This window comes from Actinoplanes sp. NPDC051861 (assembly GCF_040681145.1).
Classification (GTDB): Bacteria; Actinomycetota; Actinomycetes; order Mycobacteriales; family Micromonosporaceae; genus Actinoplanes.
On the sequence record NZ_JBFAYE010000003.1, the window covers coordinates 112,543 to 138,204 of the forward strand.

Annotated in this window: 25 protein-coding genes; 4 read left to right on the forward strand and 21 right to left on the reverse strand. The window is 70.2% G+C overall.

The window, feature by feature from the left end; translation table 11 throughout:
• Positions 1-45 precede the first annotated feature (45 nt).
• From AB0M02_RS11410 to AB0M02_RS11420, 3 genes are read left to right on the forward strand one after another with little or no spacing between them, the layout of a single operon-like run.
• Positions 46-717, forward strand: coding sequence for an ATP-binding cassette domain-containing protein (locus AB0M02_RS11410; RefSeq protein WP_364226041.1), 672 nt, complete (start codon positions 46-48; stop codon positions 715-717).
• Entirely contained in the window at positions 714-3,410 is a 2,697-nt protein-coding gene (locus tag AB0M02_RS11415; RefSeq protein WP_364224736.1) for an ATP-binding cassette domain-containing protein, read from the forward strand. Before AB0M02_RS11410 ends, AB0M02_RS11415 begins: the two co-directional genes overlap by 4 nt.
• A 29-nt stretch (positions 3,411-3,439) precedes the next feature.
• Positions 3,440-4,081, forward strand: coding sequence for a neocarzinostatin apoprotein domain-containing protein (locus AB0M02_RS11420; protein WP_364224738.1), 642 nt, complete (start codon positions 3,440-3,442; stop codon positions 4,079-4,081).
• Positions 4,082-4,159: 78 nt separating this feature from the next.
• Here the strand turns inward: AB0M02_RS11420 and AB0M02_RS11425 are convergent, their stop codons facing one another.
• The 12 genes from AB0M02_RS11425 to AB0M02_RS11480 all read right to left on the reverse strand — a co-directional run bounded on the left by AB0M02_RS11425 (position 4,160) and on the right by AB0M02_RS11480 (position 15,353).
• Positions 4,160-5,125 (reverse strand): pYEATS domain-containing protein, encoded by a 966-nt coding sequence (locus tag AB0M02_RS11425; RefSeq protein ID WP_364224739.1) that lies wholly within the window; start codon positions 5,123-5,125, stop codon positions 4,160-4,162.
• A gap of 51 nt (positions 5,126-5,176) precedes the next feature.
• Positions 5,177-5,647, reverse strand: coding sequence for a hypothetical protein (locus AB0M02_RS11430; protein ID WP_364224741.1), 471 nt, complete (start codon positions 5,645-5,647; stop codon positions 5,177-5,179).
• 71 nt (positions 5,648-5,718) lie between these two features.
• The gene (locus tag AB0M02_RS11435) at positions 5,719-6,816 is read right to left on the reverse strand and encodes an XRE family transcriptional regulator (protein ID WP_364224743.1); all 1,098 of its coding nucleotides are present in this window, start codon (positions 6,814-6,816) and stop codon (positions 5,719-5,721) included.
• Between the two features lie 36 nt (positions 6,817-6,852).
• Positions 6,853-7,596 carry an arylmalonate decarboxylase gene (locus AB0M02_RS11440; protein ID WP_364224745.1) on the reverse strand — a complete coding sequence of 248 codons (744 nt, stop codon included), beginning with the start codon at positions 7,594-7,596 and terminating at the stop codon, positions 6,853-6,855.
• Positions 7,593-8,225 carry a hypothetical protein gene (locus tag AB0M02_RS11445; RefSeq protein WP_364224747.1) on the reverse strand — a complete coding sequence of 211 codons (633 nt, stop codon included), beginning with the start codon at positions 8,223-8,225 and terminating at the stop codon, positions 7,593-7,595. The genes AB0M02_RS11440 and AB0M02_RS11445 overlap by 4 nt, the downstream gene beginning before the upstream one ends.
• The gene (locus AB0M02_RS11450; RefSeq protein WP_364224749.1) at positions 8,225-8,980 is read right to left on the reverse strand and encodes an SDR family oxidoreductase; all 756 of its coding nucleotides are present in this window, start codon (positions 8,978-8,980) and stop codon (positions 8,225-8,227) included. The genes AB0M02_RS11445 and AB0M02_RS11450 overlap by 1 nt, the downstream gene beginning before the upstream one ends.
• Entirely contained in the window at positions 8,977-9,897 is a 921-nt protein-coding gene (locus AB0M02_RS11455) for a hypothetical protein (RefSeq protein ID WP_364224751.1), read from the reverse strand. Before AB0M02_RS11455 ends, AB0M02_RS11450 begins: the two co-directional genes overlap by 4 nt.
• Positions 9,897-10,583 (reverse strand): hypothetical protein, encoded by a 687-nt coding sequence (locus AB0M02_RS11460; RefSeq protein ID WP_364224753.1) that lies wholly within the window; start codon positions 10,581-10,583, stop codon positions 9,897-9,899. The genes AB0M02_RS11455 and AB0M02_RS11460 overlap by 1 nt, the downstream gene beginning before the upstream one ends.
• Complete coding sequence (locus AB0M02_RS11465) at positions 10,580-11,782, reverse strand: aromatic ring-hydroxylating dioxygenase subunit alpha (protein WP_364224755.1); 1,203 nt, start codon at positions 11,780-11,782, stop codon at positions 10,580-10,582. Before AB0M02_RS11465 ends, AB0M02_RS11460 begins: the two co-directional genes overlap by 4 nt.
• Before the next feature lie 5 nt (positions 11,783-11,787).
• On the reverse strand, positions 11,788-12,735 hold the full coding sequence (locus tag AB0M02_RS11470) for a dienelactone hydrolase family protein (protein WP_364224757.1): 948 nt from the start codon (positions 12,733-12,735) through the stop codon (positions 11,788-11,790).
• Complete coding sequence (locus AB0M02_RS11475; protein ID WP_364224759.1) at positions 12,732-13,544, reverse strand: oxidoreductase; 813 nt, start codon at positions 13,542-13,544, stop codon at positions 12,732-12,734. Before AB0M02_RS11475 ends, AB0M02_RS11470 begins: the two co-directional genes overlap by 4 nt.
• A 177-nt stretch (positions 13,545-13,721) precedes the next feature.
• Entirely contained in the window at positions 13,722-15,353 is a 1,632-nt protein-coding gene (locus tag AB0M02_RS11480; RefSeq protein WP_364224761.1) for a nitrilase-related carbon-nitrogen hydrolase, read from the reverse strand.
• Positions 15,354-15,453: 100 nt separating this feature from the next.
• On the opposite strand from AB0M02_RS11480, the gene AB0M02_RS11485 reads away from it, so the two are divergent.
• Complete coding sequence (locus AB0M02_RS11485) at positions 15,454-15,717, forward strand: Dabb family protein (protein ID WP_364224763.1); 264 nt, start codon at positions 15,454-15,456, stop codon at positions 15,715-15,717.
• Here AB0M02_RS11485 and AB0M02_RS11490 read toward each other — a convergent pair.
• The 9 genes from AB0M02_RS11490 to AB0M02_RS11530 form a co-directional block, all read right to left on the reverse strand.
• Complete coding sequence (locus AB0M02_RS11490; RefSeq protein WP_364224765.1) at positions 15,702-16,091, reverse strand: tetratricopeptide repeat protein; 390 nt, start codon at positions 16,089-16,091, stop codon at positions 15,702-15,704. The two genes, AB0M02_RS11485 and AB0M02_RS11490, sit on opposite strands and share 16 nt — an antisense overlap.
• Positions 16,092-16,105: 14 nt before the next feature.
• A complete protein-coding gene (locus AB0M02_RS11495) occupies positions 16,106-16,993 on the reverse strand; it encodes an RNA polymerase sigma-70 factor (RefSeq protein WP_364224767.1) in 888 nt (295 codons plus the stop codon).
• Positions 16,990-18,150, reverse strand: coding sequence for an FAD-dependent oxidoreductase (locus tag AB0M02_RS11500; RefSeq protein WP_364224769.1), 1,161 nt, complete (start codon positions 18,148-18,150; stop codon positions 16,990-16,992). Before AB0M02_RS11500 ends, AB0M02_RS11495 begins: the two co-directional genes overlap by 4 nt.
• 221 nt (positions 18,151-18,371) lie before the next feature.
• Positions 18,372-19,811 carry an aldehyde dehydrogenase family protein gene (locus AB0M02_RS11505; RefSeq protein WP_364224771.1) on the reverse strand — a complete coding sequence of 480 codons (1,440 nt, stop codon included), beginning with the start codon at positions 19,809-19,811 and terminating at the stop codon, positions 18,372-18,374.
• Positions 19,808-20,962 carry an NAD(P)/FAD-dependent oxidoreductase gene (locus tag AB0M02_RS11510; protein ID WP_364224773.1) on the reverse strand — a complete coding sequence of 385 codons (1,155 nt, stop codon included), beginning with the start codon at positions 20,960-20,962 and terminating at the stop codon, positions 19,808-19,810. The genes AB0M02_RS11505 and AB0M02_RS11510 overlap by 4 nt, the downstream gene beginning before the upstream one ends.
• The gene (locus AB0M02_RS11515; protein WP_364224775.1) at positions 20,959-21,831 is read right to left on the reverse strand and encodes an oxaloacetate decarboxylase; all 873 of its coding nucleotides are present in this window, start codon (positions 21,829-21,831) and stop codon (positions 20,959-20,961) included. Before AB0M02_RS11515 ends, AB0M02_RS11510 begins: the two co-directional genes overlap by 4 nt.
• On the reverse strand, positions 21,828-23,252 hold the full coding sequence (locus tag AB0M02_RS11520) for an aldehyde dehydrogenase (protein ID WP_364224777.1): 1,425 nt from the start codon (positions 23,250-23,252) through the stop codon (positions 21,828-21,830). The genes AB0M02_RS11515 and AB0M02_RS11520 overlap by 4 nt, the downstream gene beginning before the upstream one ends.
• The gene (locus tag AB0M02_RS11525; RefSeq protein ID WP_364224779.1) at positions 23,249-24,535 is read right to left on the reverse strand and encodes an acyl-CoA dehydrogenase family protein; all 1,287 of its coding nucleotides are present in this window, start codon (positions 24,533-24,535) and stop codon (positions 23,249-23,251) included. The genes AB0M02_RS11520 and AB0M02_RS11525 overlap by 4 nt, the downstream gene beginning before the upstream one ends.
• Entirely contained in the window at positions 24,493-25,518 is a 1,026-nt protein-coding gene (locus tag AB0M02_RS11530; RefSeq protein WP_364224781.1) for a flavin reductase, read from the reverse strand. Before AB0M02_RS11530 ends, AB0M02_RS11525 begins: the two co-directional genes overlap by 43 nt.
• Positions 25,519-25,662 lie beyond the last annotated feature (144 nt).

Consider the following 25,662-nt stretch of genomic DNA (forward strand, 5'->3'; position numbering starts at 1 on the left):
GTTCTCGACGTTCGCGGGCTGGCCGGGGGCTACGGGTCGATCCAGGTGTTGTTCGGGATCGACTTGACCGTGCGGGCGGGGGAGACGGTGGCGCTCTGTGGTCCCAACGGGGTGGGAAAGTCCACTCTGGTGCGGATGCTCGCGGGCCTGACCAGGCCTGCTGGCGGCAAGATCATTCTCGCTGGCACTGATATAACCCGATTTAGTGTAACAAAACGGGCGCGGCTGGGGATGTCGACCGTGATCGGGCAGCAGGCCTTCGGGTCGCTCTCGGTCCGGGACAACCTGCGGATGCACGCCTATCCCGTGCCCCGCCACGAGGAGAAGGTGGCGACCGCCGTCGACGGCGCCCTCGCCGTCTTCCCGCGCCTGGCCGCCCGCGCCGACCAGCCGGCCTCCACCCTCTCCGGCGGCGAACGGCAGATGCTCGTCCTCGCCAAGACCCTCATCCAGCGGCCCAGCCTGCTGCTGATCGACGAGTTCTCGCTCGGCCTGGCGCCGGTGGTCGTCGGCGGCCTGCTCGAACTGATCCGCCGCCTCGCCGCGGCCGGTGTGGCGACGCTGCTCATCGAGCAGTCGGTGAACGTCGCCATGTCCGTCGCCGACCGCCTGCTCTTCCTGGAGCACGGCACGATCATCGCCGAGCACACCCCGTCCGAACTGCGCGCCGCCCCCGACCTCGCCCGCCGCCTGGTGCTCGGAGGCCACGCCGCATGATCGCCGTCGGCCTCTTCACCGGCCTCACCTACGGGCTGCTCGCGATCGGGCTCGTGCTCGTCTACCGCTCCAGCCGCTTCGTCAACTTCGCGCACGGCGCCATCGGCGTCTTCGGCGCGGCGGTACTGGCCCGGCTCACCACCGGCCTGTCCTACTGGCTGGCCTTCCCGATCGCCGTCGCGGTGGCGGGCGGGCTCGCCGCGCTGACCGAGGTGGTCGTGGTCCGCCGCCTGTACCGCCGGCCCCGCGTGATCGGCATGATCGCCACCCTCGGGCTGTCGCAGTTCATCCTGGTCCTCGCTCTGCTGGTGTCCCGCGACAGCTTCTCCGGCGCGACGTATCCCAAGCCGCCCGGACTGCCCGCCTTCACCCTGGGCACCACCGCCGTCGGCTCCTCGCTGACCGCGATGCTCCTGCTCACCCCTCTCCTGCTGGCCGCGCTCGCGTTCTTCCTGCGCCGCACCCGGTTCGGCATCGCCATCCGGGCCGCCGCCGACCACCCGGACGCGGCGACGGTCAACGGCGTACCGGCGGCCAGGATGGCGAGCCTCGCCTGGGCTGTCGCGGGCGGGATCGCCGCGTTCTCGGCGATCCTGCTGACACCCACCCAGGGCGTGCAGTCGATCGACTCGCTCGGCCCGGCGCTGCTGCTGCGCGGCCTGGCCGGCGCGGTGATAGCCCGGATGACGTCGCTGCCGATCGCGTTCGCCGCCTCGATCGGGGTCGGCGTCCTGGAACAGGTGCTGCTCACCCGCACGACCGCCGGCTTCGTCGACGTGGTGCTCGGCGTGGCCATCCTGATCGCCCTGCTGAGGCAGCGCCAGGGCGGCCGCCGCGACGACCAGTCCTTCCCCTGGCCACGCCGGACCGCTGCCGTGTCACCCTTCGCCCGCGCCGGGCTCGTACTGCTCGCGCTCGCCGGTGCCGGCCTGGCCTACGTCGTCAGCAACGCCACCGCGTCGGTGCTCACCACGATCTGCGGGTACACGCTCGTGGCGCTCTCCGTGGTCCTGGTGACCGGCATCGCGGGCGAGCTCTCCCTGGGCCAGTTCGGCTTCGCGGGCATCGGAGCGGCGGTCGCGGTCCAGATCGCTGTTCTGACCGGCAACATGTTCCTGGGCGTGGTGGCCGGGTGCGCCGCGGGGGGCGTGGCGGCGGTTCTGGTCGGCATCCCGGCGCTGCGCCTGCGCGGGGTAGCTCTGGGCGTCACCACACTGGCCTTCGCGCTCGCGACCAGCGGATGGTTGCTCCGGCAGCCGTGGTTGATCGGTGACGGGCTGGTCGTTCCGTACCCGGTCTGGGACGGCTACGTGGTCAGCGTGGCCACCGACTACTACCTGTTCGCGCTGCTCCTCCTCGGTCTCGGCTGGTGGGTGACGGCCCGCTTGAGCAGCGGCGGCTTCGGCCGCCTCCTTCTCGCGCTGCGGGACAACGAGGACGCGGGACGGGCACTCACGGTCCGTGCGCCCATGCGCAAACTCCAGGTGTACGCGCTGAGCGGCGCTCTGGCGTCCCTCGGCGGTGTGGTGATCGCCTTCAGCCAGCCACAGCTGAGCGTGAACAGCTTCCCCGCGTCCGCCAGCATCGACGTGGTCGCCATCGCGGTCGTGGGTGGTCTTGCCCGCACGGGCGGCGCCCTCCTGGGTTCAGCGCTGATCGTCGGCCTCCCCGCACTTTTCCCCCTGGGCATCCCCGGCCAGGCCGTCCTGACACTGGGCTGGCTCCTCATAGTCGTCCTCCTTCCTGACGGTCTCGGCGGCGCCCTCACGACTTTCCTTTCGCGCTTCAGGTTGCCACCTGTGCCGTGTTTCTTGAAGCGGACTCCTGCTCCTGGGCTTGCTGCTCCTGGGCCTCCCGCTCCTCGGCTTTGGAACGTCTCGCACCTGCCCGTCGAGCCGCTCACCCCGCTTCCCGGGGCGGAGCAGCTGCTCGAGGTGAGTGGCGTGCGGCGGGCGTTCGGGGGAGTGCGAGCGGTGCAGGACGCGACGTTCACGGTTCGCGCCGGGGAGATCGTGGGGATCATCGGGCCCAACGGAGCCGGCAAGACGACGCTCTTCGAGATCCTGGCCGGATTCACGGCCGCGGACGGGGGAACGGTCCGGTATCAGGGACGGGACGTGACCGGGTGGAGTCCCGAGCGGCGGGCATCGGCGGGTCTCGTGCGGTCGTTCCAGGATGCACGGCTTTTTCCGGCTATGACCGTACAAGAAAATCTGATGATCTCGACCGAGGGAGCGTGGCCGACGCACCTGGGTCTCGAGTTGATCGGTGCTGAAGGCACCCGGAAGGCCAAGGCCGACGCGGCCGGCGCCGCCCTCGCCGCGATGGGGCTCGACCGGCTCGCGGACCGCCCCGTCGGCGAGCTCTCCACCGGCACCCGGCGCGTCGTGGAACTCTGCTGCCTGCTCACCCTGCGCCCGCGCCTGCTCCTGCTCGACGAACCCTCCTCCGGCCTCACCCAGGCCGACGGTGCCGGGCTCGCCGAGCTGATGTTGCGGGTACGCGCCGAACTCGGCACCACTGTCCTGGTGATCGAGCACGACCTGCCGCTGCTGTCCCGGGTCGCCGACCGGCTCATCGCCATGGACGCGGGCCGGGTGATCGCCGAGGGCACGCCCGACGAGGTGCGCACCCATCCCGATGTCGTTCTGTCCTATCTCGGCACCGACGAGGCTGCCGTAGCCCGGTCATAGCTTCCGCCCGGTCAATCTGGAGGTATCCGATGTCCCTCACCCACCTCGTCCGCCGGCTGGCCGCGGCCGTCGCCGTCGGTCTGCTGTGTGCCGGCGCCGTCGTGTTCACCGTCGGCTCGCCCGCGGTGGCCGCGCCCAAGCTGACCGTCTCCAAGACCTCCGGGCTCAAGGACGGCGACACCGTCACCGTCTCCGGCAGCGGCTTCACCCCGAACCTCAAGAACATCGCGCTCGGCCAGTGCATCAAGAACCCGCAGACGTCGACCGACTGCAACCTGGCCGGCGGCGCGGTCTTCGTGAACGCCGACAGCTCCGGCAAGACCTCGAAGATCTCCCTGAAGCTGGCCACCACCTTCGACGACCACAAGTGCGGCACGAACGGCTGCGTGATCGCCGCCCAGATCCTCCCGTCAGCCGCCGAGCCGGCCGTGGTGGCGGCGAACAAGGCGCAGGTGCCGATCACGTTCACCAGCAGCGGCGGGACCACCGCCTCTCCCAAGACCTCGACCACAACGGCCGCTGCGGCGACCGCCGACGAGGCGCTGCCCAAGACCGGCCCGGGCCTGGAGTGGGCGACGATGGCGCTGATCGGCAGCGCGTTCCTGCTGCCCGGCATGGGCCTGCTGGCCATGCTCCCGGCCCGCCGCCGCCGTCTGGCGACCTTCCGCTGACCGGTCCGGGTGGGCGGTTCAGGGGTGTGGGGACGGCTTTGCGCGGGGCCGCCCCCACACCCCCGATCCGCCGCGTCGTCAGCCGCCGGCCGGCGGTTCGGGTTCGATGAAGTCGAGGTAGCGCTGGAGCTGCAGCGGCTTGGGGCGGTCGGTGAAGTGGACCAGGGCGATGCACAGCGTCGGCCCGTAGGCGGAGATGTTGAGCCGGAAGCCGTTGGCGGCCTCGTGCCTGACGAAGACGCGGCGGAACGACGAGCCGAGGTAGTACTCCACCCGCTCGACCAGCCCGTCTGAGAGCGGCTGGTCGGTGCTCGCCCGGCCCGCCGCCGGCCAGCCGCCGTGACGCTGGTGCTCGGCGAGGCGGATCGAGATGTCGGCGACCTGGCCCGGCTTCTCCGACGGCCGCCAGACGTGGGTGAGGAAGAGGTTCCGGTTGTCGACGTAGACCCGGTCCCGCGCGGCGGCGATGCTCTTGTCCGGCTGTGAACCGGTGCCGCTCTCGTCGGTGAACCCGCGGAAGAACGGCTTCTCGACGGTAGCCTTTATGTACATCGGATCGGTACCCACGGGGACCAGCGACGGCCGTGTCGACAGCGACTCGATCGAGCTCAGCGTGCGGTCACTGAGCGTCTTGACCCGCAACTCGCGCTGCGCTGTGCCGACGACTGTCGCGTACGCCTCGGCCAGCAGCTTGCCGCCGTCCTCCGGCAGCTTGCCGACGACCTGGTCGATCGTCCGCAGGTAGAGCGTGACCGACTCGGTCAACGGCTGCGGGATCACCACATGCCAGCGGCGATAGGCCCGGACGAACTCCGCCCTGGCCGTCACGAGCGACTTCTGCGCGTCCGGCCCACCCACGCCGTCGGCGATGCCGAGCCCCTCGTCGTGGTACCGGCCGAGCGTCTGGAGGACCTCGGTGACGGCGTCGAGTTGCTTCTCCCAGAGCTTCGTCTGATAGGGACTGAACCGGGACCGGTAGGCGAGCAGGACCGTGAGCAGAGCAGCCAGCCCACCGAGCGCGACCGCGACAGGTGCCCAGTTCATCCGCACAGTCTCCCGGCCGAACCACCAAGATCAGAAGGCCCGGTCGAAGCGTCACGTCAGATCGTTCTGCGCGGCCCATCTTGCGAAGCCGCCGGGACCGAATGGCAGCCGATAGGAGTGCTGTACGAGGTCATCCGCGAGTGCCGAAACCAGCGGAACCGTGAGGAGTCCTTGATTGATGGCGTCGCACAACAAGCCAAGAGTGCGTCGAACCGTGACATTGCGTCCCTTTGCGGCGTTCGCCGCCACCCTGTCGTCCAGCACCGCGATGGCGTTGGCACTGGTTTCGGCGAGCGCCAGCACTCCACACTCACCCGTGTTGCGGCCGTCGGCGCCGACGAGGCGTTGCTCGTAGTAGGCGTAGGTGGTGAGCTGCTCGGGGCGGTCCAGGGTGACGACGTCGATCCAGTCGGCGTCCAGCACGGACTGCAGGTACGGGTTCTGTGGGAGGCCGCTCCTGAGTTCAGCCTCGACGAGATCGGGAATCACCACAGTGGTGTCCTTCAGGACGACCTTGAGCACTCCTAACCACTGGCTCCGCGCAAAGTGGCTTAGCGGACCCGTGTCGAGAACTGTCGTCCGAGGCTCGTCAGTCACGACATGACAGTCCAGATCTCAGCCTCGGACACCGGGAAGCGGTCTGGGAGCGCCTCCTCGTCGAACGTCCCCAGAAGTAGTCCACATGCGCGGTCGGCGGTCACTGTCTCGTGCCGGTACAGCTTGAGGATGGCCTGTTCGTAAGGCCGTGGCAGTGAAATCGGTTCCAGCTCGTGGGCGATGACAAGGTTCTTCTCAACGATGTCAGCCTTCTTGGTCTGTACCGCACGGATGCTGTTGGCCTGTGTCGTGTCGAGCATCCCGACCTCGGTCAACCGTCGTGCAAGGGTGGCCATGTCGACCTGATAATGGCTTCCCGCGCGCACGGCGACGTCGCGCAATGTGTCGTCAACGGCAGCGGTCCACTCCGCCCACCGGCTTCGAAGGTCGGCTTCCGGAATGAGAAGGGCGCGAGCGAAGCGGTCGAGGCGGCCCTCCAGAGCATCTGCGTCAGTTGCCGCTACTCGCCAATCGGTTGTGTACGGGTCCGCGACCAGGTAGTGCCCGAATTCGTGAGCAAGCGCGAGCCGCCGGCGACCAACTCGGAGGTCGCCGTTGATGACGCTCACACCTCCTGCGCGGAGCAGTACGGTCCCGGCGTCCGCTCCGTCGCCCAGCGGAATCGCGAAGGGCAGCAGCCCCACCCCGGTGACGCGGCGGGAGAGTTCGAGCGCGGGCTCGTCCGGCTCGAGGCCGAGGAGCGAACGGGCCCTGGCGGCGAGTTCTTCGGCGTCGGCCATCGATTCCGGCGGCGATTCATGATCAGGCTGACTCTGGATGAGGCCGGGGATCTCCCGGATCACAAAATCAACATCACGGACAATCTTGTCCAGGGCGTCGTCAATGGCCTGAGTGGCGACGCCTTCCCTCGACGCACGGTACGAGACGATCGCGGGCGGGCCGGGCTCGACGAACCATTCCACGCGGCGACGCAGCTCGCGAGCGATCGCGACAAGCTCAAGCGCTGAAACACCACGGATGCCGGTCTCGACCTTCGCCAGCGCGCTCCGCGCCAGGCCGACGGCGGCGGCGAGCTGCGCCTGAGTCAGCCCAGACTCTGATCGAGCCTCCGCGATACGCTCTCCGACCCCCATTGTTCGATTCTAGAACAACGGGAGCCGGGTGGGGGATCAGTAGTCGCGGAGGAGGTTGCCGGCTCCGTGGATCTTGTCCTTGATGCCGTTCTCGCGCAGGGCCATCCACCACGTCGCGGCGTTGATGGCTATCACCGGTTTGCCGAGCCAGCGTTCGGCCTCGTCGGCCAGGCGGACCATGGAGAGGTTGGTGCCGCACTGGACGATGGCGTCCACGTCGGGCGTGTTGACCGTCAGGATGGCGGCTCGCAGTTCGTCCTCCGTCACGTGGGCGATGGAGACCGCCGTCGGGCACTTCAGGCCCTCGATGGCGGCCACCTCGAAGCCGATCTCGCCGAAGAAGCGGACCACGTTGGCGTCGCCGACCGGCTGGTACGGAGTGACCACCCCGATCTTCCGCGCTCCGTAGAGTTTCAGCGCCCGCTCGCACGCCTCGGCACCGGTCGCCACGTCGAGCCCGGTGATGTCCTTGATCTGGGCGACGAACTCGCGGTTGCCCTCGACGCCGCCCCAGAACGTCTCGGCCGACATGCCCATCACCATGTAGTCGGGTTCGCACGTCAGGACCCGCTCGCACGCGAACCCGATCTCCGCACGGATCTGGACCAGGAGGTTCTCGAAGTTCGCGTCGCTCGACAGATCCTGGTTGCGGATGTGGATGCGGGAGAAGTGCGAGGTCACGCCGGGTACGGCCATCGCGTAGAAGTCCGGCTCGACGATCGTGTTGGTGGACGGTGCGATGACGCCGAACTTGCGGCGCCAGCCGAGGGCGTCGGTCATCGGGGAGCTCCAACCAGTGAGGGGCGGGTAGTGAGCCACGCCGCGACCAGCAGGCAGGCCTGGGCGGCGGTGTTGATCGACTGTTCGAGCCACTGGAAGGCCAGCGAGTCGTGCGAGGGTGACTGGCGCAGCGGTACGAGTCCCATCACGAGGACCAGGCCGAGGGCGAAGAGGGAGACCGCCCACCACCGCCGGTGACGGGCGGCGAGAACGGCGCCGAGCACGCTGATCGCGGTGACACCGAGCGTCGCCGCGACGAACAGCGGGTTGAGGCTGCCGGAGAGGATCGCGCCCGCCGCGCACAGGCCGAAGGCGAGCCCGAACGGCCAGAAGCGGGTGCGCTTCCCGTGGCGCACGGTGACGGCCAGGGACCACGCGAGCAGCGTCGCGCCGGCCGCCATCAGCGGGAACAGCGACTGTTCGAGGAGCTTCCAGTCGCCGGCTCCGGACGCGTACCCCAGCTTCCAGGCGCATTTCGCGATGCCGCCGGCGCCGATCATGAGGGCGCCGGCCAGGCCGGCGCGCTGCGCGGGCTCATTCGGCGCGGCCTTGCCCAGCAGGGCGAAACCCAGGGTGCCGAGGATGACCGGTACGAAGTCCTCGACCGCGAGAGCGACGGGGTACTCCATCAGGCGGCCCCGAACAGGTCACGCCTGCGGAAGCCGGCTGTGGCGAAGCGGTAGGCGGCCTTCGGCGTCGTCAGCCACGCGACCCGGCCGCCGTTGCGGGTGCCCGCGAGCACCTTGCGGGCCAGCCACGGTGTGACGGTCTCGACCCGGTCGGCGAGGATGTTGAAGATTTTCTTCGCCTTCTCCAGCTCGGCCGGCGTGTAGTCACGGGTGAGCAGGTCGGTGACGACCATGCCGGGGGAGAGCAGCGCGACCCTCACCGGCGTGCCCTTGAGTTCTTTCGCAAGAGCCAGACTTGCGTACGTGAGCCCGCGCTTCGTCGCCCCGTAGGGTGTCAGCCCCGCCACGATCTGCCCGTTGGAACCGAGTCCTTCCATGTTCCAGAGCGCGCCGTGCCCCTGTGCCAGCATCGCCTCCAACACGACCGCGCTGGCCTGCAGAGTCCCGCGCAGGTTCACGTCGACGACGGCGTCGATCTCGGCCGCGTCGAGTTCCCAGAGCGGTTTCCGTGAGGTCGACAGCCCCGCGTTGTTCACCCAGATATCGACTTTTCCATATTTTTCCACCGCGGCGTCCCACAGCTTGCGGACGTCCGCCCGGTTCGTCACGTCCGCGACCACCCCGAGGGCCTCGGACGGGCCGTCGGGTGGCAGGGAGCGCCCGCAGTAGACGACCGAGGCGCCGAGATCCAGGAACGACCGCACCAGACCCCGCCCGATCCCACGGGTCCCGCCGGTCACCACCACGACCGTCATGCGGACCACTCCAGGAGCCCGTGCAGCACCGAGTCCAGCGTGCCGCCCTCGAACAGCTCGTAGACCACAGCCAGCTTCCGTCCCGCGGACATCCCGGGTGAGGCGTCGATCGAGAACTCCCGGCCCTTGATCTTCCAGACGTCCGTGAGGTGCACGGACTGGAAGGAGGCTCGACCGAATCCGATCGCGTTCCCGTACCCCATCGGCCCTTCGAAAAAGAGCCGGTTCCCATCTCGCCTCGTGTCGACCGTGAACTCCCGGTCCAGCCCCGCGCCCCGCCAGCTGACCGTCCGCCGCGTGCGCAACAGGTCGACCGGCTCCAGCGCGAGCGAGGCCGCAACCGTGCCCCGCAACTTCTGATCAGCACCCCAGAGTTCCAGGTCGCCGGTGAACGCCCCGGCCTGCTTGGTCGGCAGGATGTAGGGCACCGGCCCGTTCCGCGTCTCCGCCTCGATCAGCTCGTCCACCCTCTCCGGAGAGCGGGTGTAGACGCCGTTGAAACAGCCCACCACAGCCCAGCCCTGGTTGAGCACCGACGAGTAGACCTGGGTGTCACCGTCCGGCAGCACCTGGTTCCACGTGTTCAGGTCCACCTGCCAGCCCGGACCGTAGTAGTGCGAGTCGACGAACGACCCGTAGGGCTGGCCGGTGCCGAAGAAGTCCGGCCCGGTGTAGACGCGGTTCTGGTCGGAGTCCACCACCCCGAAGGAGAACGGCGCGCCGAGACGGAACTGCCCGGCCAGGGGGCCACCGCCGACAAGACCACCATCCATTCGGTACGTGGTGACGCCGTCCGCGAAGTCCGAGGAGCGCCGGATCTCCTCGAAACCGCACCACGTGCCGGTGTGGTCGAAGAGCGAGGGCCGGCCGTGCCACTCGCCCGCGATGCGCTGCTGCCAGGCCGACGGTTCGGCCATCAGTTGCTCACCAGCGCGAGGCGTACGGATTCGCTCTGCTCCTCGCCGAGCAGGCGCACGGTCTGCTTCCACACCGGGTCGATCTCCGGGCTGAAAAGTAGTTCCCTGTGGCTCCTGTCCCGCTCGGGCGCCGCCTCGATCTTGACGCCCGTCTCCACGAGTCCGGCCCAGTGGGTCAGGTATTCGTCGACAGCGTCGCCGATGCCCTCGAAAGCGGTGGCCGTTGCCCGATTTACCAGCATCCACGGCGACATAAGGGCATATTGGCGCGGTGTGAGATGGGCAGGTTCAAGGCCTTCGCGTTCACGAGCCGCGGTGTAAATCGGGGTGAGCGGCTCATAAACCTCATCCAGATACGGCAGGGAGGTCGCCAGATCGATGCGCGGGATCAGATCGAGGTGGAACGCGTAGTTCTCCCCGTTCGCCACCGAGTCCAGCGTGAAGTGCGGAACCCCCGACGACGGATCCGTGAACGCGAAGATCATGTGGCTGTCCAGCCCGATCGGCGGCACGACCAGGGACACGTTGACGACCTTGACCACGGGGGCGCCGCGCCAGACCCGGATGCGCCCGACCGGCGCGGGACTCATCGGCGAGGTCAGCTCCCGGTCCTCGGCCTCATCGAGCGGGAACCGGTCCAGGATCTTGGCAAGCGTCGTGTCGGACAGGGCTGCGGGCAGGCTCACTTCTGCTCCTCGGAGTCGTCGTCGGCGCCCATCAGCCGGGACGCGGCCACGGTCGGGTGCTCGCCGCGGGCCTTGTGCACCCAGGCCCGCGCCAGTTCGGGGTTCTCCCGGCGGGCCGGCGAGGGGATCACGGTCGCCGTACGCCTCGGCACGTCGCCCGTGACGAAGTCCTCCTCGCTGAGCAGCCAGCCCTTCTCCGCGAGTTCCTGGCGCCGCCGGCGATATTCGACCGCGATGATGTCGCTCTTGATGTGCAGTTCCGCGCCGAGGTCGAACGGCAGCAGCTCGGGCCGCACCTTGTCGACCACAGCAGCGTCCTCGTAGAAGATGCGCATCGTCCGGTTGATCGCGTCCTTGTTGGCCCACGTGCCGGTGAAGAACGTGCGCAGCGCGACCCACTTGACGAGCGTGTGCGTCTCGTCGATCGGGATGTTGGTGTCATAAATGATCATGTCGCCGATCGGCAGCCGGACGTGCAGCTTGATCATGTTGGGCAGCATCCAGCCGGCCGACGTGGTCACCGGCGGGCGCTTCTTGAGGTCGTTGCCGACGAGCCGGCCGAACCGCCCCCAGAGACCCGACGGCTTCGGCGGGTGCAGGTCGACCGTGGCGAACGCCGACCACTCGTCCGGATGCTCCACCTCGTAATCGGGCACCTGCGGCTTCTCCGGGTTGCCGAACCGCCCGGCGTGCACGAACGGCGCGTGTGCGATGTCGCAGCCGTTCTCCAGGATCCGCTCGTAGTTGGCGTTCCAGAGGAACTCGCCGGTGACCACGCGGAACTTGCCGCCGTTCTCCACGAGATCGTCGAACTCCGGCCAGACCGGCATCGGCGGCCGCTCGTCCTCGGGCAGGTCGCCCAGGAACACCCAGACGAAGCCGTACTTCTCCCGCACCGGGTACGAGTCGACGCGCGCCTTGCGCGGAATGCCACGACCGGGCAGGTTCGCCGGGATCTTGACGCACTGGCCGTCCGGCTCGTACTCCCACCCGTGGTACGGGCAGACGATCTTGTCATCGTTGAGCCAGCCGCCGGAGAGGGCCGCGCCCCGGTGCACGCACAGGTCGCTCAGCGCCACGACCCGGCCCTGCTTCGGCGTGCGGTAGACGACCAGGTACTGCCCGAGAACGGTGATCCGGGCCGGCTTGGTGGTGACCCGGTCGGAGAACTCCACCGCGTACCAGAAGTTCTTGAGCATGGCTGTTACCTCCGCCGGATCCCGGCGATGTCGGGGTTCTGGAGTGCCTTGTCGAGCGCGTCACCGGAGGCGCCGCGCAGGTGGACGTCGAGGAACGCCGCGGTGACGTCGGCCAGCGCGGCGCGAGTCGCGGCCGGGTCGGTGGTCGCCTCCTCGTCGAGGAAGGCCCGCGCGGCCGTCTCGTCGACCGGGTGCGCGATCCCGAAGTGGTTGGCGCCGGAGAAGGTGACCTGCAGGTGATCGCCGTCGCTGCCGGGCAGGGCCTCGTCGAAGGTCCGGCTGATCGGGTCCCGGCCGGCCGGCGAGCCGTACCGGTCGGCGGATCCGTTGATCACGCCGTCGTTCTCGCCGTTCATCAGCAGGACCGGGCAGTCGACCTGTGCGGGCAGGACGGTGCCGGCCGGCCAGCCGAGCATCGTCGCCACCATGGTGTGGGTGCCGTAGGCTGCGACGGCCTTGACCTCGGGGAAGAATCGGGCGCTCTGGAGAATGACGGTGCCGCCGGCTGAGTGCCCGATGAGACCGACGTTGCCGAGATTTAATAGGTTAGAGAATGAAATCTCGGACAAAGCGGACAGGACTGCGGGTACCGATGGTGTCGTGGCCCGCGTGCCGTAAGCGTCCGGGCGGGCTGCGGCCAACTCGACGCCGGGAGTGATGCCGCGGAGGCCGCCGAACAGCTCACCGACCCAGTCGTAGGTGACCGCGACATAGCCCCGGGACGCCAGCTCGACGGCGAGCCACCGGTAGGCCTCCTGCCCGACGTTCACCCCGGAGACGATCAGCACGACCGGGTAGGGGGCGAGAGAGGGGTCAGCGGGGAAGACGCCGGTGAGGCGCTCCTCATCCGACCCTGTCGGGCGAGACGGATAGAACACGCGCAGATGCGCGGTGTCGAACGGCGCCACCGCACCCGGGATCGAAGCCGCCCACCACACCGAGCGCACGCTCATGACGGCACCCCCGGCCGCGGAAGCTCCCGGTCTCCGCCCCACAGCGCCCGGACCAGCTTGTTCGTCGTCTCCTCGCCGAAGAACCGGACACCCATGACGTTCGCCGGGTCCCGCTCGGCGATGTTCCGCCGAATCGTCTCGTCGGTGGCCGCCAGCGCCGCCCGCTCCGCGACCGGCACCGGTTCGGCGTCGTCGACCCACTTCAGCCACCGGTCGACATGCGCGTGCGCCCGAGCCGACACGATCTCCAGGTTCCGCTGCGACCGCTCGAACGAGTAGCAGTAGGCGGTCGGCGACAGGCTCGCCCGGATGAACCCGGCACGGCTCACGAAGTACTCAAACTGCGGATCCTCCCGCAGCTCCAGCCACTCCGCGTCCAGTGACGAATAATATTTGTCGAAATAGTCGGCTTCTTCAACCATGTTCACCCGCGGCACCGAGTCGAGGTAGAACCACCCGCCCGGCCACACCAGCAGCGCGATGCCCAGATGCGGCACCTTCACCTGCGGCCCGAGCCAGCAGGTCAGGTGCAGGTTCGCGAAGCTGGCACCCGGGTTGCCGATCCAGGAGTGAACAAGCCAGTCCACCTCCGGCCCGCTGTACGCCTCCAGCGATCCGCCCGGCCCGTCCGGGTACGTCCCGTAGGTCTGCAAGTCCAGTGTCGAGGGGTCACGGGTCGTCTCGAACCGGGCGTCAATCTTCGCCTTCAGATCGGCGAGCAATTGCCGGTAGTAGTGGAACGTGTCGTGCACGTCGACGACAGGCGAGCCGTCGACCATGTCCTCCACGTGCTGAGTCGTCTCGGCCACTATGGCTTGCACCCCTTCAAGTCACGTCAAGTCATCTCAAGTCAAGTCACGTGAAGTCACGTCGAGCCAGTCACGTCAACTCAGGTCAATTCGCTTCAAGTCACGTCGAGCCAGTCACGTCAACTCGGGTCAATTCGCTTCAAGTCACGTCGTGTCAAGTCGCGTCAACTGGTTCTGTCATGGAGCGGTCAATGCGCCGACGAGCCGCCATGGACGGCCGTCGACGAGATCGGTGTTGCGGGAGACCAGGCGGTTCGCGGCTTGCGCGGGTGCGACGGACGCGGCGCCGGACGGGCAGCCGGCGGGCACGTCGAAGCGGATCGGCGTCGAGATCCGCCCGGTGAACGGGCCTTCCCAGCGCGTCCAGAGCGTGAAGTCCGGTGTCATCGCGAGGATCGCGGCGGGCTGGTCGAGCGGTGTCGCCACCACCAGGTTCAGCCGGTTCTCCGCGGCGCGTTCCGGCAGGCCCAACGCCAACTCCCAGTGCTCCTGCGCCGAGTAGGGCACCGCCACCACGTCCACATCGAGCAGCGCCGCCAGCCGGAACGTCTCCGGGTAGAGCGCGTCGTCCCCGGCGATGATCGCGAGCCGCCCCCACGGAAGATCCATCGGCGTGATCTCCTTGCCGGCCCCAACGCCGACGCCGACGCCGGTGCCGGCCCCAACGCCGACGCCGGCCCCGGTTCCAGCCCCGGCCCCGATGCCGTGCAGGCGTGGTTGCCGGCTCACCAGGCCGTCTTCTCTGATGAGTACGCCTTCGTCAGCCGTGCTGGTCACCGCATGAGAGGTGGTCCCGCGCAGCGCCGCCGCGATCTCCTCGGTCGTGCCCGTTCCCTCGGGGAGCACGATCAGCTCGGCGCCGGCCAGGGCCGCCTCCCGCACGTGCTCGATGTCGCGGACCACCGCCACCGGCAGTGACGCCGCTCCCGGTGGCCGGCGGCGGCCCACCGGTGGTGCCGCGATCGGGCCGTAGATCTCCGGGCGCCGCGACGCGAAGATGTCCGTGCCGTCCGGACGTCGCTTGTCGTCCGCGGCGGACGGGTCGATGTCGGCGACTACGACGGCCTCGCCGGTCCGCGGTGCCTTGGCCAGGACCGTTCCGTCCGGTGCGACGATCTGGCTCTCGCCGGCGCCGTGCAGCCACTCCGGCGGCACGCCCAGCCGTTCCGCGATGGCCGGCAGCTCGTCGCGGGGGAGCAGCGGGCCGACCTTGTTGGCGGCTACGACCCAGACCTTGTTCTCCGCCGCGCGCACCGGGATGTGCAGGTCCGCCTCGTCCAGCGCGAAGCTGTTCAAGCTGTTCAGCAGCACCTGAGCGCCACGGAGGGCGAGCCCGCGGGCGACCTCGTTGATCACGCCTTCCATGCAGGCGTACATGCCGAGGCGGCCGAGCGGCGTGTCCACCACCGGGCCGATCGACGCACCGGGTTCCAGGAAGTCGTTCTCCGCGCCCATCAGCGTCTGCTTGTCACACTGGCCGGCGATCGCACCGGACGGGTCGACGAGGAGGTTGGTGCCGCCGGTGCGGCCTCCGGCGTACGCGAAAGTGACGTTGATCTTGATCCAGATCCCGTGGAATCGTGCGCGGTCGGCGATCGCGGTGAGGAAGGCGTCGCCGGTGCGGGTGGCGAGCTCGTGCGCCCGGGTGCGCGACGGGTACCAGGACAGGTGATTGCAGAACTCGGGCAGCACCACCAGTTGAGCGCCCTGCTCGGCCGCGGAGTCGATCACGCGCAGACAGGCGGCGAGATTCTCGGCCACGTCCTGACCGGCCTCGATCTGGGCGGCGGCGACACGTACGAAGGGCATCCGGTTCCCCCTAGCGAAACGGCGTTTCCCAAAACTACACTTGGGTGCCACATTCGCAATAGGGGTTCGGAGGCGCAAAGTGCTGGTGCACGTCGTACTCATGAAGTTTTCCGATGCGGGCGATGCTGCCAAGGCCAAGTTGCGTTTGGAAGAACTTGCCGGTGCCGTTTCCGAGATCCGGTCGCTGGAGGCGCACGTCGACGAGCTGGGCACCGACGTCTCGTGGCACCTGCACCTGCGCACGACACATCGCGACGAGGCTGATCTCCGGGCATATCAGGCACACCCCGCCCACCTCGAGCTGGGCGCGTGGCTGCGACCGCTGCTGACCGCCCGCGCGGTCGTGGACTACACCAGGCCCTGAACCTGCTCCGCCTGCGCGTTGAGGCCGGCCGCCTGGAGCAGGGTGATCGCCTCGGACCAGCGTGCCCGGGCCTCGTCCGGCCGCCCCAGGTCGCGCAGGGCTGAGCCCACGTTCGTCAGCGCCGCCCCGGCGCCCGCCTGATCGCCGAGCGCGCGGAACGCCTCCGCCGCCCGCTCGCCGGCCAGCACCGCGTCCTCGGTGCGGCCGGCCAGCTGGAGCGCGTTGCCGAGATTGGTGAGCGCGCGAGCAGCCTGCAGGGGCTCGCCGGAACGCTCGTGAGCGACCGCGGCGCCGGCGAAGGCGGACGCCGCCTCCTCGTAACGCTCGCCCCGGGCGAGGCTGAGGCCGGCGTCGAACAGGAGGGAGGCATCCACGGCGTCCATTGTGCTCACCCGTGCAACGGATGCACCGTCCCGGCCGCGACCGATCGCAGTTTGTCCGGGTTGGCGATGTTGTGGATGGCGACGATGCGGCCCTCGGCGTCGAGGTCCAGGGTCAGCGTGGCGAAGACCCGGCCCGCGCCGGTGAAGACCAGGCCCGGGGCGCCGTTGAGTTCGGCCAGTTCGGCGTGCATCTCGGCGGGTTCGATTCCCTCGTACGCCCGGCTGCCGACGCCCGCCAGCCAGGCGGCGACCCGCTCGGCCCCGGTGACCGGGCGCAGCGCCTGGCGCACCTTGCCGCCGCCGTCGGTCCAGAGCGTGACGTCCGGCGCCAGCATGTCCATCAGCGCGTTGATGTCACCGCCCCCGGCCGCCGCGAAGAAGCGCTCGGCCACCTCCCGGTGCCGGGCCCGGGAGGCGGTGAACCGCGGCCGCCGGTCCCGGACGTGCCCGCGCGCCCGGTGCGCGGCCTGCCGCACCGCCTCCTCGGACCGCTCCACCGCCGCCGCGATCTCCGCGTAGCCGAACCCGAACGCCTCCCGCAGCACGAACACCGCGCGTTCCAGCGGGCTGAGGCTCTCCAGCAGCATCAGCAGCCCGGCCGACACCGACTCGGCGAGAGCCAGGTCGTCGCCGGCGTCACCGTCGGTGAGGACGGGTTCCGGCAGCCACGGCCCGATGTACGTCTCCCGCCGCGCCTGCGCCGAGCGCAGCCGGTCCATCGCCACGTTCGTGACGATCCGCACCAGGTAGGCCTTGGGCTCGGCGACCCGCGACCGGTCCGCCCCCGACCAGCGCACCCAGGTGTCCTGGACGGCGTCCTCGGCATCGGTCACCGAGCCCAGAATCCGGTAGGCGACCGAGAACAGCAGATTGCGGTAGTCGTCGAAGATCATCGGGTGAATGTCCCACCGCGGCGCCAGCCGAGCCGCCCCGGCCCCGGGTTGCGCACCAGCCGGCGGTAGGTCGGCCACGGCGACGCGCTCACCGTCTCCTTGTACCAGACGGCGGCCCGCCCGGTCAGCGCGAACCGGGTCGCGCTCCCGTCCGGCCGGGTGAACTGCACGACCGCGTCGCGGCGCCCCAGACTCACCGGCGTGTGCAGATAGCCGAACCGGAACGGCCGCGGCGCCCGCCCGTCGAGCTCCCGGCTGATCGCCCAGGCCGCCTGCACCCCGGTCGGTATCCCGCTCTGACAGGTCCCGTGGATCGTCCCGTATCCCTGCTCGATCGCGGCGGCGTCCCCGACCGCGTACACGGCCGGGTCGCTCACCGACCGCAGCGTCCCGTCCGTGAGGATCCGCCCGTGCCGGTCGGTCGCCAGCCCGGCCGCGGTTGCCAGTGCGGGCGCCTTCACGCCGCCGGCCCACACCACCACATCCGCGGGAACGGTCTCCCCGCCGCTGATCTCCACGCTGTCCGGCAGCACCTTGAGGATGCGAACGCCGCCGCGTACACGTACCCCTCGCCGGTCGAGGACCCTGTCGAGGTGGCGCCGGGCGCGCGGGCCGAGACCGGCACCCGGTGCGCCGCCGCCGATCAGCGTGACGTCCAGGCCGGGATGCCGTTCAGCGATCTCCGCGGCCGCCTCGACGCCGGTCAGCCCCAGGCCACAGATCGCGACGGCCTTCGTGCCCGGTGCGGCCAGGCGTCGCGCGAGCGCTTCCGCCGTGGTCCGGCTGTCCAGGGTGTACGCGAACTCGTCCGCACCCGCCACGGCACCGGTGTCGGTCGCGCTGCCCAGCGCGAGGACCAGCGTGTCGTACCCGATCTCCCGCTCGTCATCGACCCGCACCCGCTTGGCGCCCGTGTCGATCGCCGTGACCCAGCCGGTCACCAGCTCGACACCGGTCCCGCTCAGCAGATCCGGGATCCGCAGATCGGCGAGCTCCTGCCCGGTGGCCGTCTGATGCAGCCGGAGCCGCTCGGTGAACCGCTCACTCGCGTTCACCACGGTGATCCGCACGTCACCCCGCCGCCGGGTCCGTCCCGCCAGGCTCACGGCCGTGGCCATCCCCGCGTACCCCGCTCCCAGAATCACGATCTCGTGCACCGCGCTGCTCCTTCCTCACACGCTCGAACGCACACGAGACGACCCACCCCCACCCCACGTGAACCCACGTGACCCAAGTCACACCCCCTTCCGCGTGTGGAGTTCGGCCTCCCTCCGCACCCCAACTCCACACGCAATGGTCGTCGCTGCCCTGCGTGTGGAGTTCGGCCTCCCTCCGCACCCGAATTTCACACGCGAGGGTCGTGCCGCCGGGGCGCAACTCAACACGCGGGGTAGGCGGTGGGGGTGGTTGTGGGGGTGGGGGCGCCGGGGCGGAAGGGTGCCGGGGCGTGGATGACGCAGGTCTGGACGTATTCGGTCAGGCCCTCGGTGGCGTACTCGCGGCCCCAGCCGGAGCGCTTCACGCCGCCGAACGGTGCTCGCAGCGTCATGCCGGTGCGGTTGTGGGTGTTGACGAACGTGAAGCCGGCCTCGAAGCGGCGGGCGAACGCGAAGGCCCGCTCCTCGTCGGCGCTCCAGACCGAGGCGCCCAGGCCGAGCTCGCCGGCGTTCGCGGCGGCCAGGACCGAGTTCTCGTCGTCGTAGGGGAGTACCGGGACGACGGGGGCGAACTGCTCGTCGACGACCAGGGGTGCTCGCGGGTCGGGGTCCACGACGAGGGTTGGCTGGACGAAGTAGCCGGTAGTGGGTTCGGCGTCGAAGCGGCCGAGTGGGCGGGCGTCGCCGCTGATCAGAGCCTGGGCGGCTCGCTGGGCGGAGGCGGAGACGACCGGGCCCATGGTGACGCCGTCGGCGAGGGGGTCGCCGGTGACCAGGACCCGGGCGGCGGCGGCCTGGTAGGCACCGGTGAACTCGTCGAGCCGGGCCCGGGGCACGTAGAGCCGCTTGGCGGCCATGCAGACCTGGCCGCTGGTGGCGAAGCTGGCCATCACGAGGCGGTCCATCGCGGCGTCGTCGAAGGGTGCGTCGTCGAGAAGGACGGCCGGGTCGTTGCCGCCGAGCTCCATGACGGTGGGGGTGAGGCGGTCGCCGGCCAGGGCCGCCACGGCACGACCGCCGGCCGTGCCGCCGGTGAAGGCCACCTTGCGGACCAGCTCGTGGCCGACCAGGGCGGCGCCGGTGGCCGGGCCGCCGTGCACGGCGCGGATCGGGGCGTCGAAGAGGCCGATCACACGGTCCACGGTGAGCGGGGCGAGCGGGGACGGCTTGACGACGACCGCGTTGCCGGCGGCCAGGGCGGGGCCGACCTTCAGGACGGTCAGGATGATCGGCGCGTTCCAGGGGGTGACGGCGGCGATGACACCGTACGGCCGGCGCTGTTCGACGATCCGGCCGAGGGCGTCGTCCAGTTCGCGGTCGGCGTACGCGTCAAGAGAATGCTCGGCCACCCACCGCAGATAGCGAACCGCGAAGCCGATCTCGCCCCGGCAGTCGCCGACCACCTTGCCGGACTCGCGTGCCAGCAGCGTGGCCAGCTCGCCGGTCGCGTCCTCGATCGCGCTCGCGGCGCGCAGCAGCGCGGCGAGCCGGTCCGGCAGCGGCCGGGCCGCCCAGGCGCGCTGCTCGGCGTCGGCCCGGCGCACGATCGCGTCGACGGCTTCCGGCGGCGTCTCCACCACCGACCCCACGATCTCCACGAACCGAGCCGGATTCTCCCGCGAGATCGACCCGCCACCGAGCCCGCCGATCGGGGTGATCATGCGGGGACCGGGCGCAGGGAGGCGATCATCGAGCTGCGCAGGAGGGACGCGCGGGCGAGAGCCGGGTCGGCCGCGGTCTCGCGCAGGCTGTTCAGGTGGGCGGCGCGGGCGTCGGGGTCGGTTGCGCGCAGGCGTTCGTAGTTCTGGTGGGAGACGCTCTGGACGTATTCGAGAGCGATCCGGCGCCGGTCGGCCGCCGCGGCCCAGACGGCGCTGTCGTCACCGGTGGCCAGGGCGGCGGCGTACGCGACGGCGTCGTGGATGCCGGAGTTCATGCCCAGGCCGCCCAGCGGGTTGTTGACGTGGGCGGCGTCGCCGGCGAGCAGGACGCGGCCGGTGCGGAAGGAGGTCGCCACGCGCTGATGGACGCGGTACATGCTCGTGTGCGCGACGCGCCACGGCCGTCCCGGATCGAAGACCTCGCGCAGCCGACTCCCAAGTCGTGAAATTTCGGAAATGTCGGTGGTGTCGGGCGGCGTGGGCAGCAGGACGCGCCAATGATCGGGGGTGCGGAGCAGCACACACCACTCCACCGGGTCGAAAACGTAATTCACCGCGGCCAGGTCGTCCAGCCAGGCGGTCAGGTCCTCGTCCACCGACGCGACCAGGAACCGCTCCGGATAGGTGATGCCGTCGAAGGTCACCCCGGTCGCCCGCCGCACCGCCGAGTGGGCACCGTCCGCTCCGATCAGCCAGGCCCCCTCGACCGTCCGCCCGTCGGTGCTGCTCAGCGTCAACGATGACGGATGGGTCGTCACGTCGGCGGCGTGCCAGCCGAAGCGGACCTCGCAGCCCTCGTACCGGAGCAGGTGGTCGAGCAGGATCGGCGTGAGCTTCGACTGCTCGCACTGCAGCCGGTAGGGAAAGCGGGTGTCGCCCGCGAGCACCGCGAGATCGAGCATCGCCACGAGCCCGTCCCGGCGGTCGCGGTACGCGAACGTCGGCGAGACCAGTCCCCGGGCCCGCAGGTCGTCGCAGACACCGAGTTCGTCGAGCATCTCCAGGGTCGGTGGGTGAAACGTCGACGCGCGGGACTCGGCGGCCAGCTGGTCGCCGGACTCCACCACGGTGACTTCGAAGCCGCGCCGGGCCAGGGCCAGGGCGGCGGTGAGCCCGACCGGACCGGCGCCGGCCACCAGGATGCGGTTCACGTCTGCAGCCTTCCGGGAACGTAACGGGCGTCCAGGTCGAGTGCCTCGTCCTGGCCGACCAGGGCGGTGAACGCGGCCCACGGCATCCGGTCGACGGGTTCCGCGGAGCCGGTGTCGGCGATGGCCCGGTAGGTGAGCGACACCGCCCGCATGGCGGCGAGCAGCGCGGCGACCGGGTGCAGGACGAGGCGGACACCGAGCTTCGCGAGCTCGGCGTCGGAGATCTCGGGCCGGGCGCCGCCGGCTTCCGAGCGATTTATCACGATGGGTACGCCAGGAAGCGCGCGATGCAGCCGCTCCAGGTCCTCGGCGGAGTCGACACCCTCGGGGAACACAGCGTCGGCTCCCGCCTCGGCGTAGGCGCCACAGCGGACGATGGTCTCGTCGAGGCCGCTCACCGCGTACGCATCGGTCCGTGCGATGAGCGCGAGCTCGGGCACCTGATCGGCCAGCGCGGAGATCTTGGCGGCCGCCAGGCCGATCTCGACCACCTCCTTGCCCGCCAGATGCCCGCAGCGCTTGGGCGCGACCTGGTCCTCCAGGTGCAGTCCGGAGATACCGGCCCGCGCGTACGCCATCCCCGTCCACACCGCGTGCAGCGGATTGCCGTAACCGGTGTCCGCGTCGGCCAGCAGCGGCACCCCGTCCAGCGCGGGCACCAGGGTCTGCGCGCGGTCCGCGATCTGGGTGGCGTGCACATAGCCGAGGTCGGGCCGTCCCAGCGTGATCGCCGAGACGGCCGCGCCGGACAGATGGACGGCCCGGTGCCCGGCCCGCACGGCCAGTGCGGCCGTCACCGGGTCGTAGACGCCGGGCACGTGTGTCACTTGGTCGGAGGCGAGCAGCGCCCGCAGCGCAGTGGCGGTCATGATTGAGTGTGTAGCGCGAAGCCGGCCTCCACGCCTACGACCCGCGGGTTGGTGAAAAAGAGCAACGTCTCCGCGGTGCCCTCCTCGGAGTAGCCGGAGATGCCCCAGGCGGGCCGCGGAGTGAAGAGGTGCAGGCTCATGATCGACGAGCCGTTGACCTTCACCTCCCCGGCCCGGATCCGCCTCGCGACGGCGAGTGCGGCCTGCTCGTCGGTGCCGATGACGTATCCCTCCAGGCCGTACCTCGTGCCGTTGGCCAGGGCGACCGCCTCGTCGACGGTGGTGTATCCGTGCACCGCGGCGACCGGGCCGAAGATCTCCTCGGTGGTGCGGGCCGGGTCGGCGCCGGTGACCAGCGCCGGGGCGAGGGTGTTGCCGGGGCCGGCGAGCTTCGCCCGGTGGACCGTGCCGCCGAGGCCGTCGCGGGCCGTCACCACCGCGGCGCGGTGCCCGGAGTGGATCAGCGGGCCGTAATCGGTCGCCGGGGAGACGGGGTCGCCGGTGCGCATCGCCGACACCCGGTCGAGCACCGCCGAGACCAGAGCCGCCTCGCGCCCGGCCGGCACGATCAGCCGGCCCAGCGCGCGGCACCACTGCCCGTTGAGCGTGGTGAGCAGTTCGGCGGCGGCGCGTACGGCGACCTCCTCGTCCGCGTCCGGGAGCACGATCAGCGCGTTGTTGCCGCCGAGCTCCAGCTGGACCGGTTTGATGTCGTACGCGCAGGCGGCAGCGACGGCGCGGCCCCCGGACAGCCCGCCGGTGAACGACACGGCCCGGATCCGCGGGTCGGAGACGATCGCCGCGCCCGTCTCCGCGCCGCCGTGCAGCAGCTGGAACAGTGCCGGCGGCGCCCCGGCCGCCCGCAGTGCCGCGTCGATCGCCTCGGCCAGGCGCTCGGTGCCGAACGGCGCGTACTCGCTGGGCTTGAGGATCGTGGGGCACCCGGCGGCGAGCGCGTTGGCGACCTTGTGCGCGGCCATCGGTGCCGGCGCGTTCCACGGCACCAGACAGGCGGCCGGGCCCCAGGGCAGGCGCTCGACCAGGACCTCACGGCCGTCCTCACGGGTCACCGACGAGGTCAGCAGTCCGCTGCGGAGCTGGGCCGCGGCCAGCGCGAACGCACCGGAGAGGATCATGCCGAGCGGCGTGGTCTGGCGGATCGGGACGCCCGTCGCCGCGGCCTCCAACCGGACGATCTCGTCAGCGGCCTCGGCAACAGCCGCGGCAACCGCGTCCAGAATGTCAGCCCGGCCGGAAGAGTCCCACGTGCCGAGGGCGTTGGCCGCCGCTATCGCGGCCTGAACACGGGCCGGTGACGAGCCCAGCGCCGGACCGAGAACCTCACCGGTGGCCGGGTTCTCCAGCTCGACACCAGTCGAAGTTGTGCACGTCTCCCACGAACCGTCGACGAGATCCTTCACCGGCCCACACTCGCAAACAGCTCGTTCGCCTTGTTGCTGGTGATCACGGACGCGGCCTCCAGACGGCCCCGCTCCGGCGGGAACGTCATGACCAGGCCCATCGCCAGATCCCGCAGGGCGCGGCCAACGACGCCGTTCATCGTGGCGCCCGAGGTCCCGGACGCCTTGAACGCGCCGAGCGCCACGTCGAACGCGGCCTGGCAGATCGAGCCCTTGGCGACGCGCCACTGCGCGTACACCTCGGCCTTGGTCGCGATCGGCGGTTCGCACGTCTCGAGGAGCAGTTGGCGGCGCAGCCACAGGTACGCCGTCTCCAGTCGTTCCGTCATGTCCCCGATGATCACCTGGTGCATCGGCGACTCGGCGATCGGCCGTCCCGTGTCGGCGAACGTCTTGCGGGTGAGCCGCTCCAGCGTGTCGTCGTAGACACCCTGCGCCGCGCCCACGTAGACCGCGGTGATCGCCAGCTGGTTGCCGACGAAGCTGCCCCGGCTGACCTGCAGCATCCGCACGAACGCGCCGGGCACGGTGAGCGAGTCCTCCTGCGGGATGAACACCGAGTCCAGCCTGATCCCGTGGTTGGCGCTGCCCCGCATGCCGAGCCCGTCCCAGAACGGGCGCTCGGAGACGCCCGGCGCCTCTCGCGGCACCAGGAACATGACCAGCCCGTCGGCCTTCTCGTAACCGTCGAGGCGCGCGGTGACCAGGTAGTAGTCGGCGATGCCGGTGGCGCAGCCGAACGACTTCTCGCCGGTGAGCTCCCAGCCGGCGACGCCGTCGCGGGTGGCCGGTACGGCCGTCGTGGCGATCGAGATGTTCGCGCCGCTGCTCTTCACCGACTCGCTGGCGAAGTTGGCCAGCCACGTGCCGCCGGACATCAGTCGCAGCACCCGCTCGGCGAACGCCTTCACGACCGGCACCTCGTCGTCGCCGAAGAGGCCGGACTCGATCGCCTCCAGGGGCAGCAGCCCGCGGGAGGCGGAGGTGTTGTGGAAGAAGAAGGCGAGCGCGGTCGACGGGCAGGCGCTGCCCATCGCGTACGTGGCGGCGGCCAGGTCGCGCAGGGTGCCGCCGAGCCCGCCGTACTCCTCGGGGACGATCAGCCCGAGCAGGCCGGCGTCGCGCAGCACGTCGATGTGCTCGCGCGGGAAGGCGCCGTCCCGGTCAGCCTGCTCGGCCCGGGCCCGCAGTGCCGGCAGGACCTGTTCGACGAGGGCCGCGCGGGCCTTCTCCTCGACGGTCATGTCGTCGACGAGCTTCTCACCGAGAAGTCGGTCTGCCATGGTGCAACTCCCTGGATCGGGGGGAACTGAACGTTGACGTCAAGTTGGTGCGACAGGTGCATCAGGTCACCCAGGTGCAGCCCGGTGCTGTCCGTGCCGGGTGCGACGACGTCGAAGTGCGAGACTCCGCTCTTCATCGCGACCAGCGCGTTGACCAGGGCGAGGCGGTTGGTGCCGGTCAGGCGGACGCGCAGCACCGCCGGGCGGACCCGGACCATCGCGTCCTGCAGCACCCGCCGCACCTGCAGCGGCGAGGCGGGCCGGGTGTCCGACTCGGCACAGCCGATCTCGTCACAGCCCAGCGCGTGCAGGGCGCCGATCGTGGCGAGCACCTCCTGTTCGCGGTCCGGGTCGAACGCGTCGGTCACGTAGCCGACGACGACACGCCCGGCCTGCTTGGCGGCGATGATCCGCTCCGGCGACGGCAGCCCGGCCGGTCCGCCGGTGGCGAACGCGAAGGAGACCGCGTCGTGGTCGACGGCGAGGGTGACCGACTCGGGCAGCGGGTCGGCCACCTGGCCCCAGCTGCGCGAGTGGAACAGCAGCGGCGAGATCAGCCGGGGCGTGGCCGCCTCGGTCACCTCACCGACGAAGATCGTGTGGTCGCCGCCCGGGTACGCGTGCGCCACCCTGCAGTCCAGCCACGCCACCGCGTCGGCGAGCACCGGGCAGCCGTTCGGGGTGGTGACCCAGTCCAGCCCGGCGAACCGGTCGGTGACGCTGGTGTCCTGGCCGGCGAAGCGGCGGCCGATGTGCGCCTGGTCCTTGCCGAGGAAGCTGATCGCGAACTTTCCCGCCGCGCCGAGCAGCGCCCGGCTCGGCAGATGGTTACCGAGGCACACCGAGACCATCGGCGGATCGAGGCTGACCGAGGAGAATGAACTGGCGGTCATGCCGTGCACCCCGTGCGGGCCGGTCGTCGTCACCACACAGACGCCGCTCGGCCACTGGCCGAGCACGGAACGGAACGTCTGGCTGTCCAAGTCTCCCTCGTTTCGCATAAGGAAACGGCGTTACGGTGAACGTAACGAGGCGCGGAGGCCTGTGTCAACAGGACGTCGTTTCGCACAGTGGAATGGCGCGCTACGCTCTGGCGGAGTTTGTTCCGATCCTGTTCCGGGGGAGTT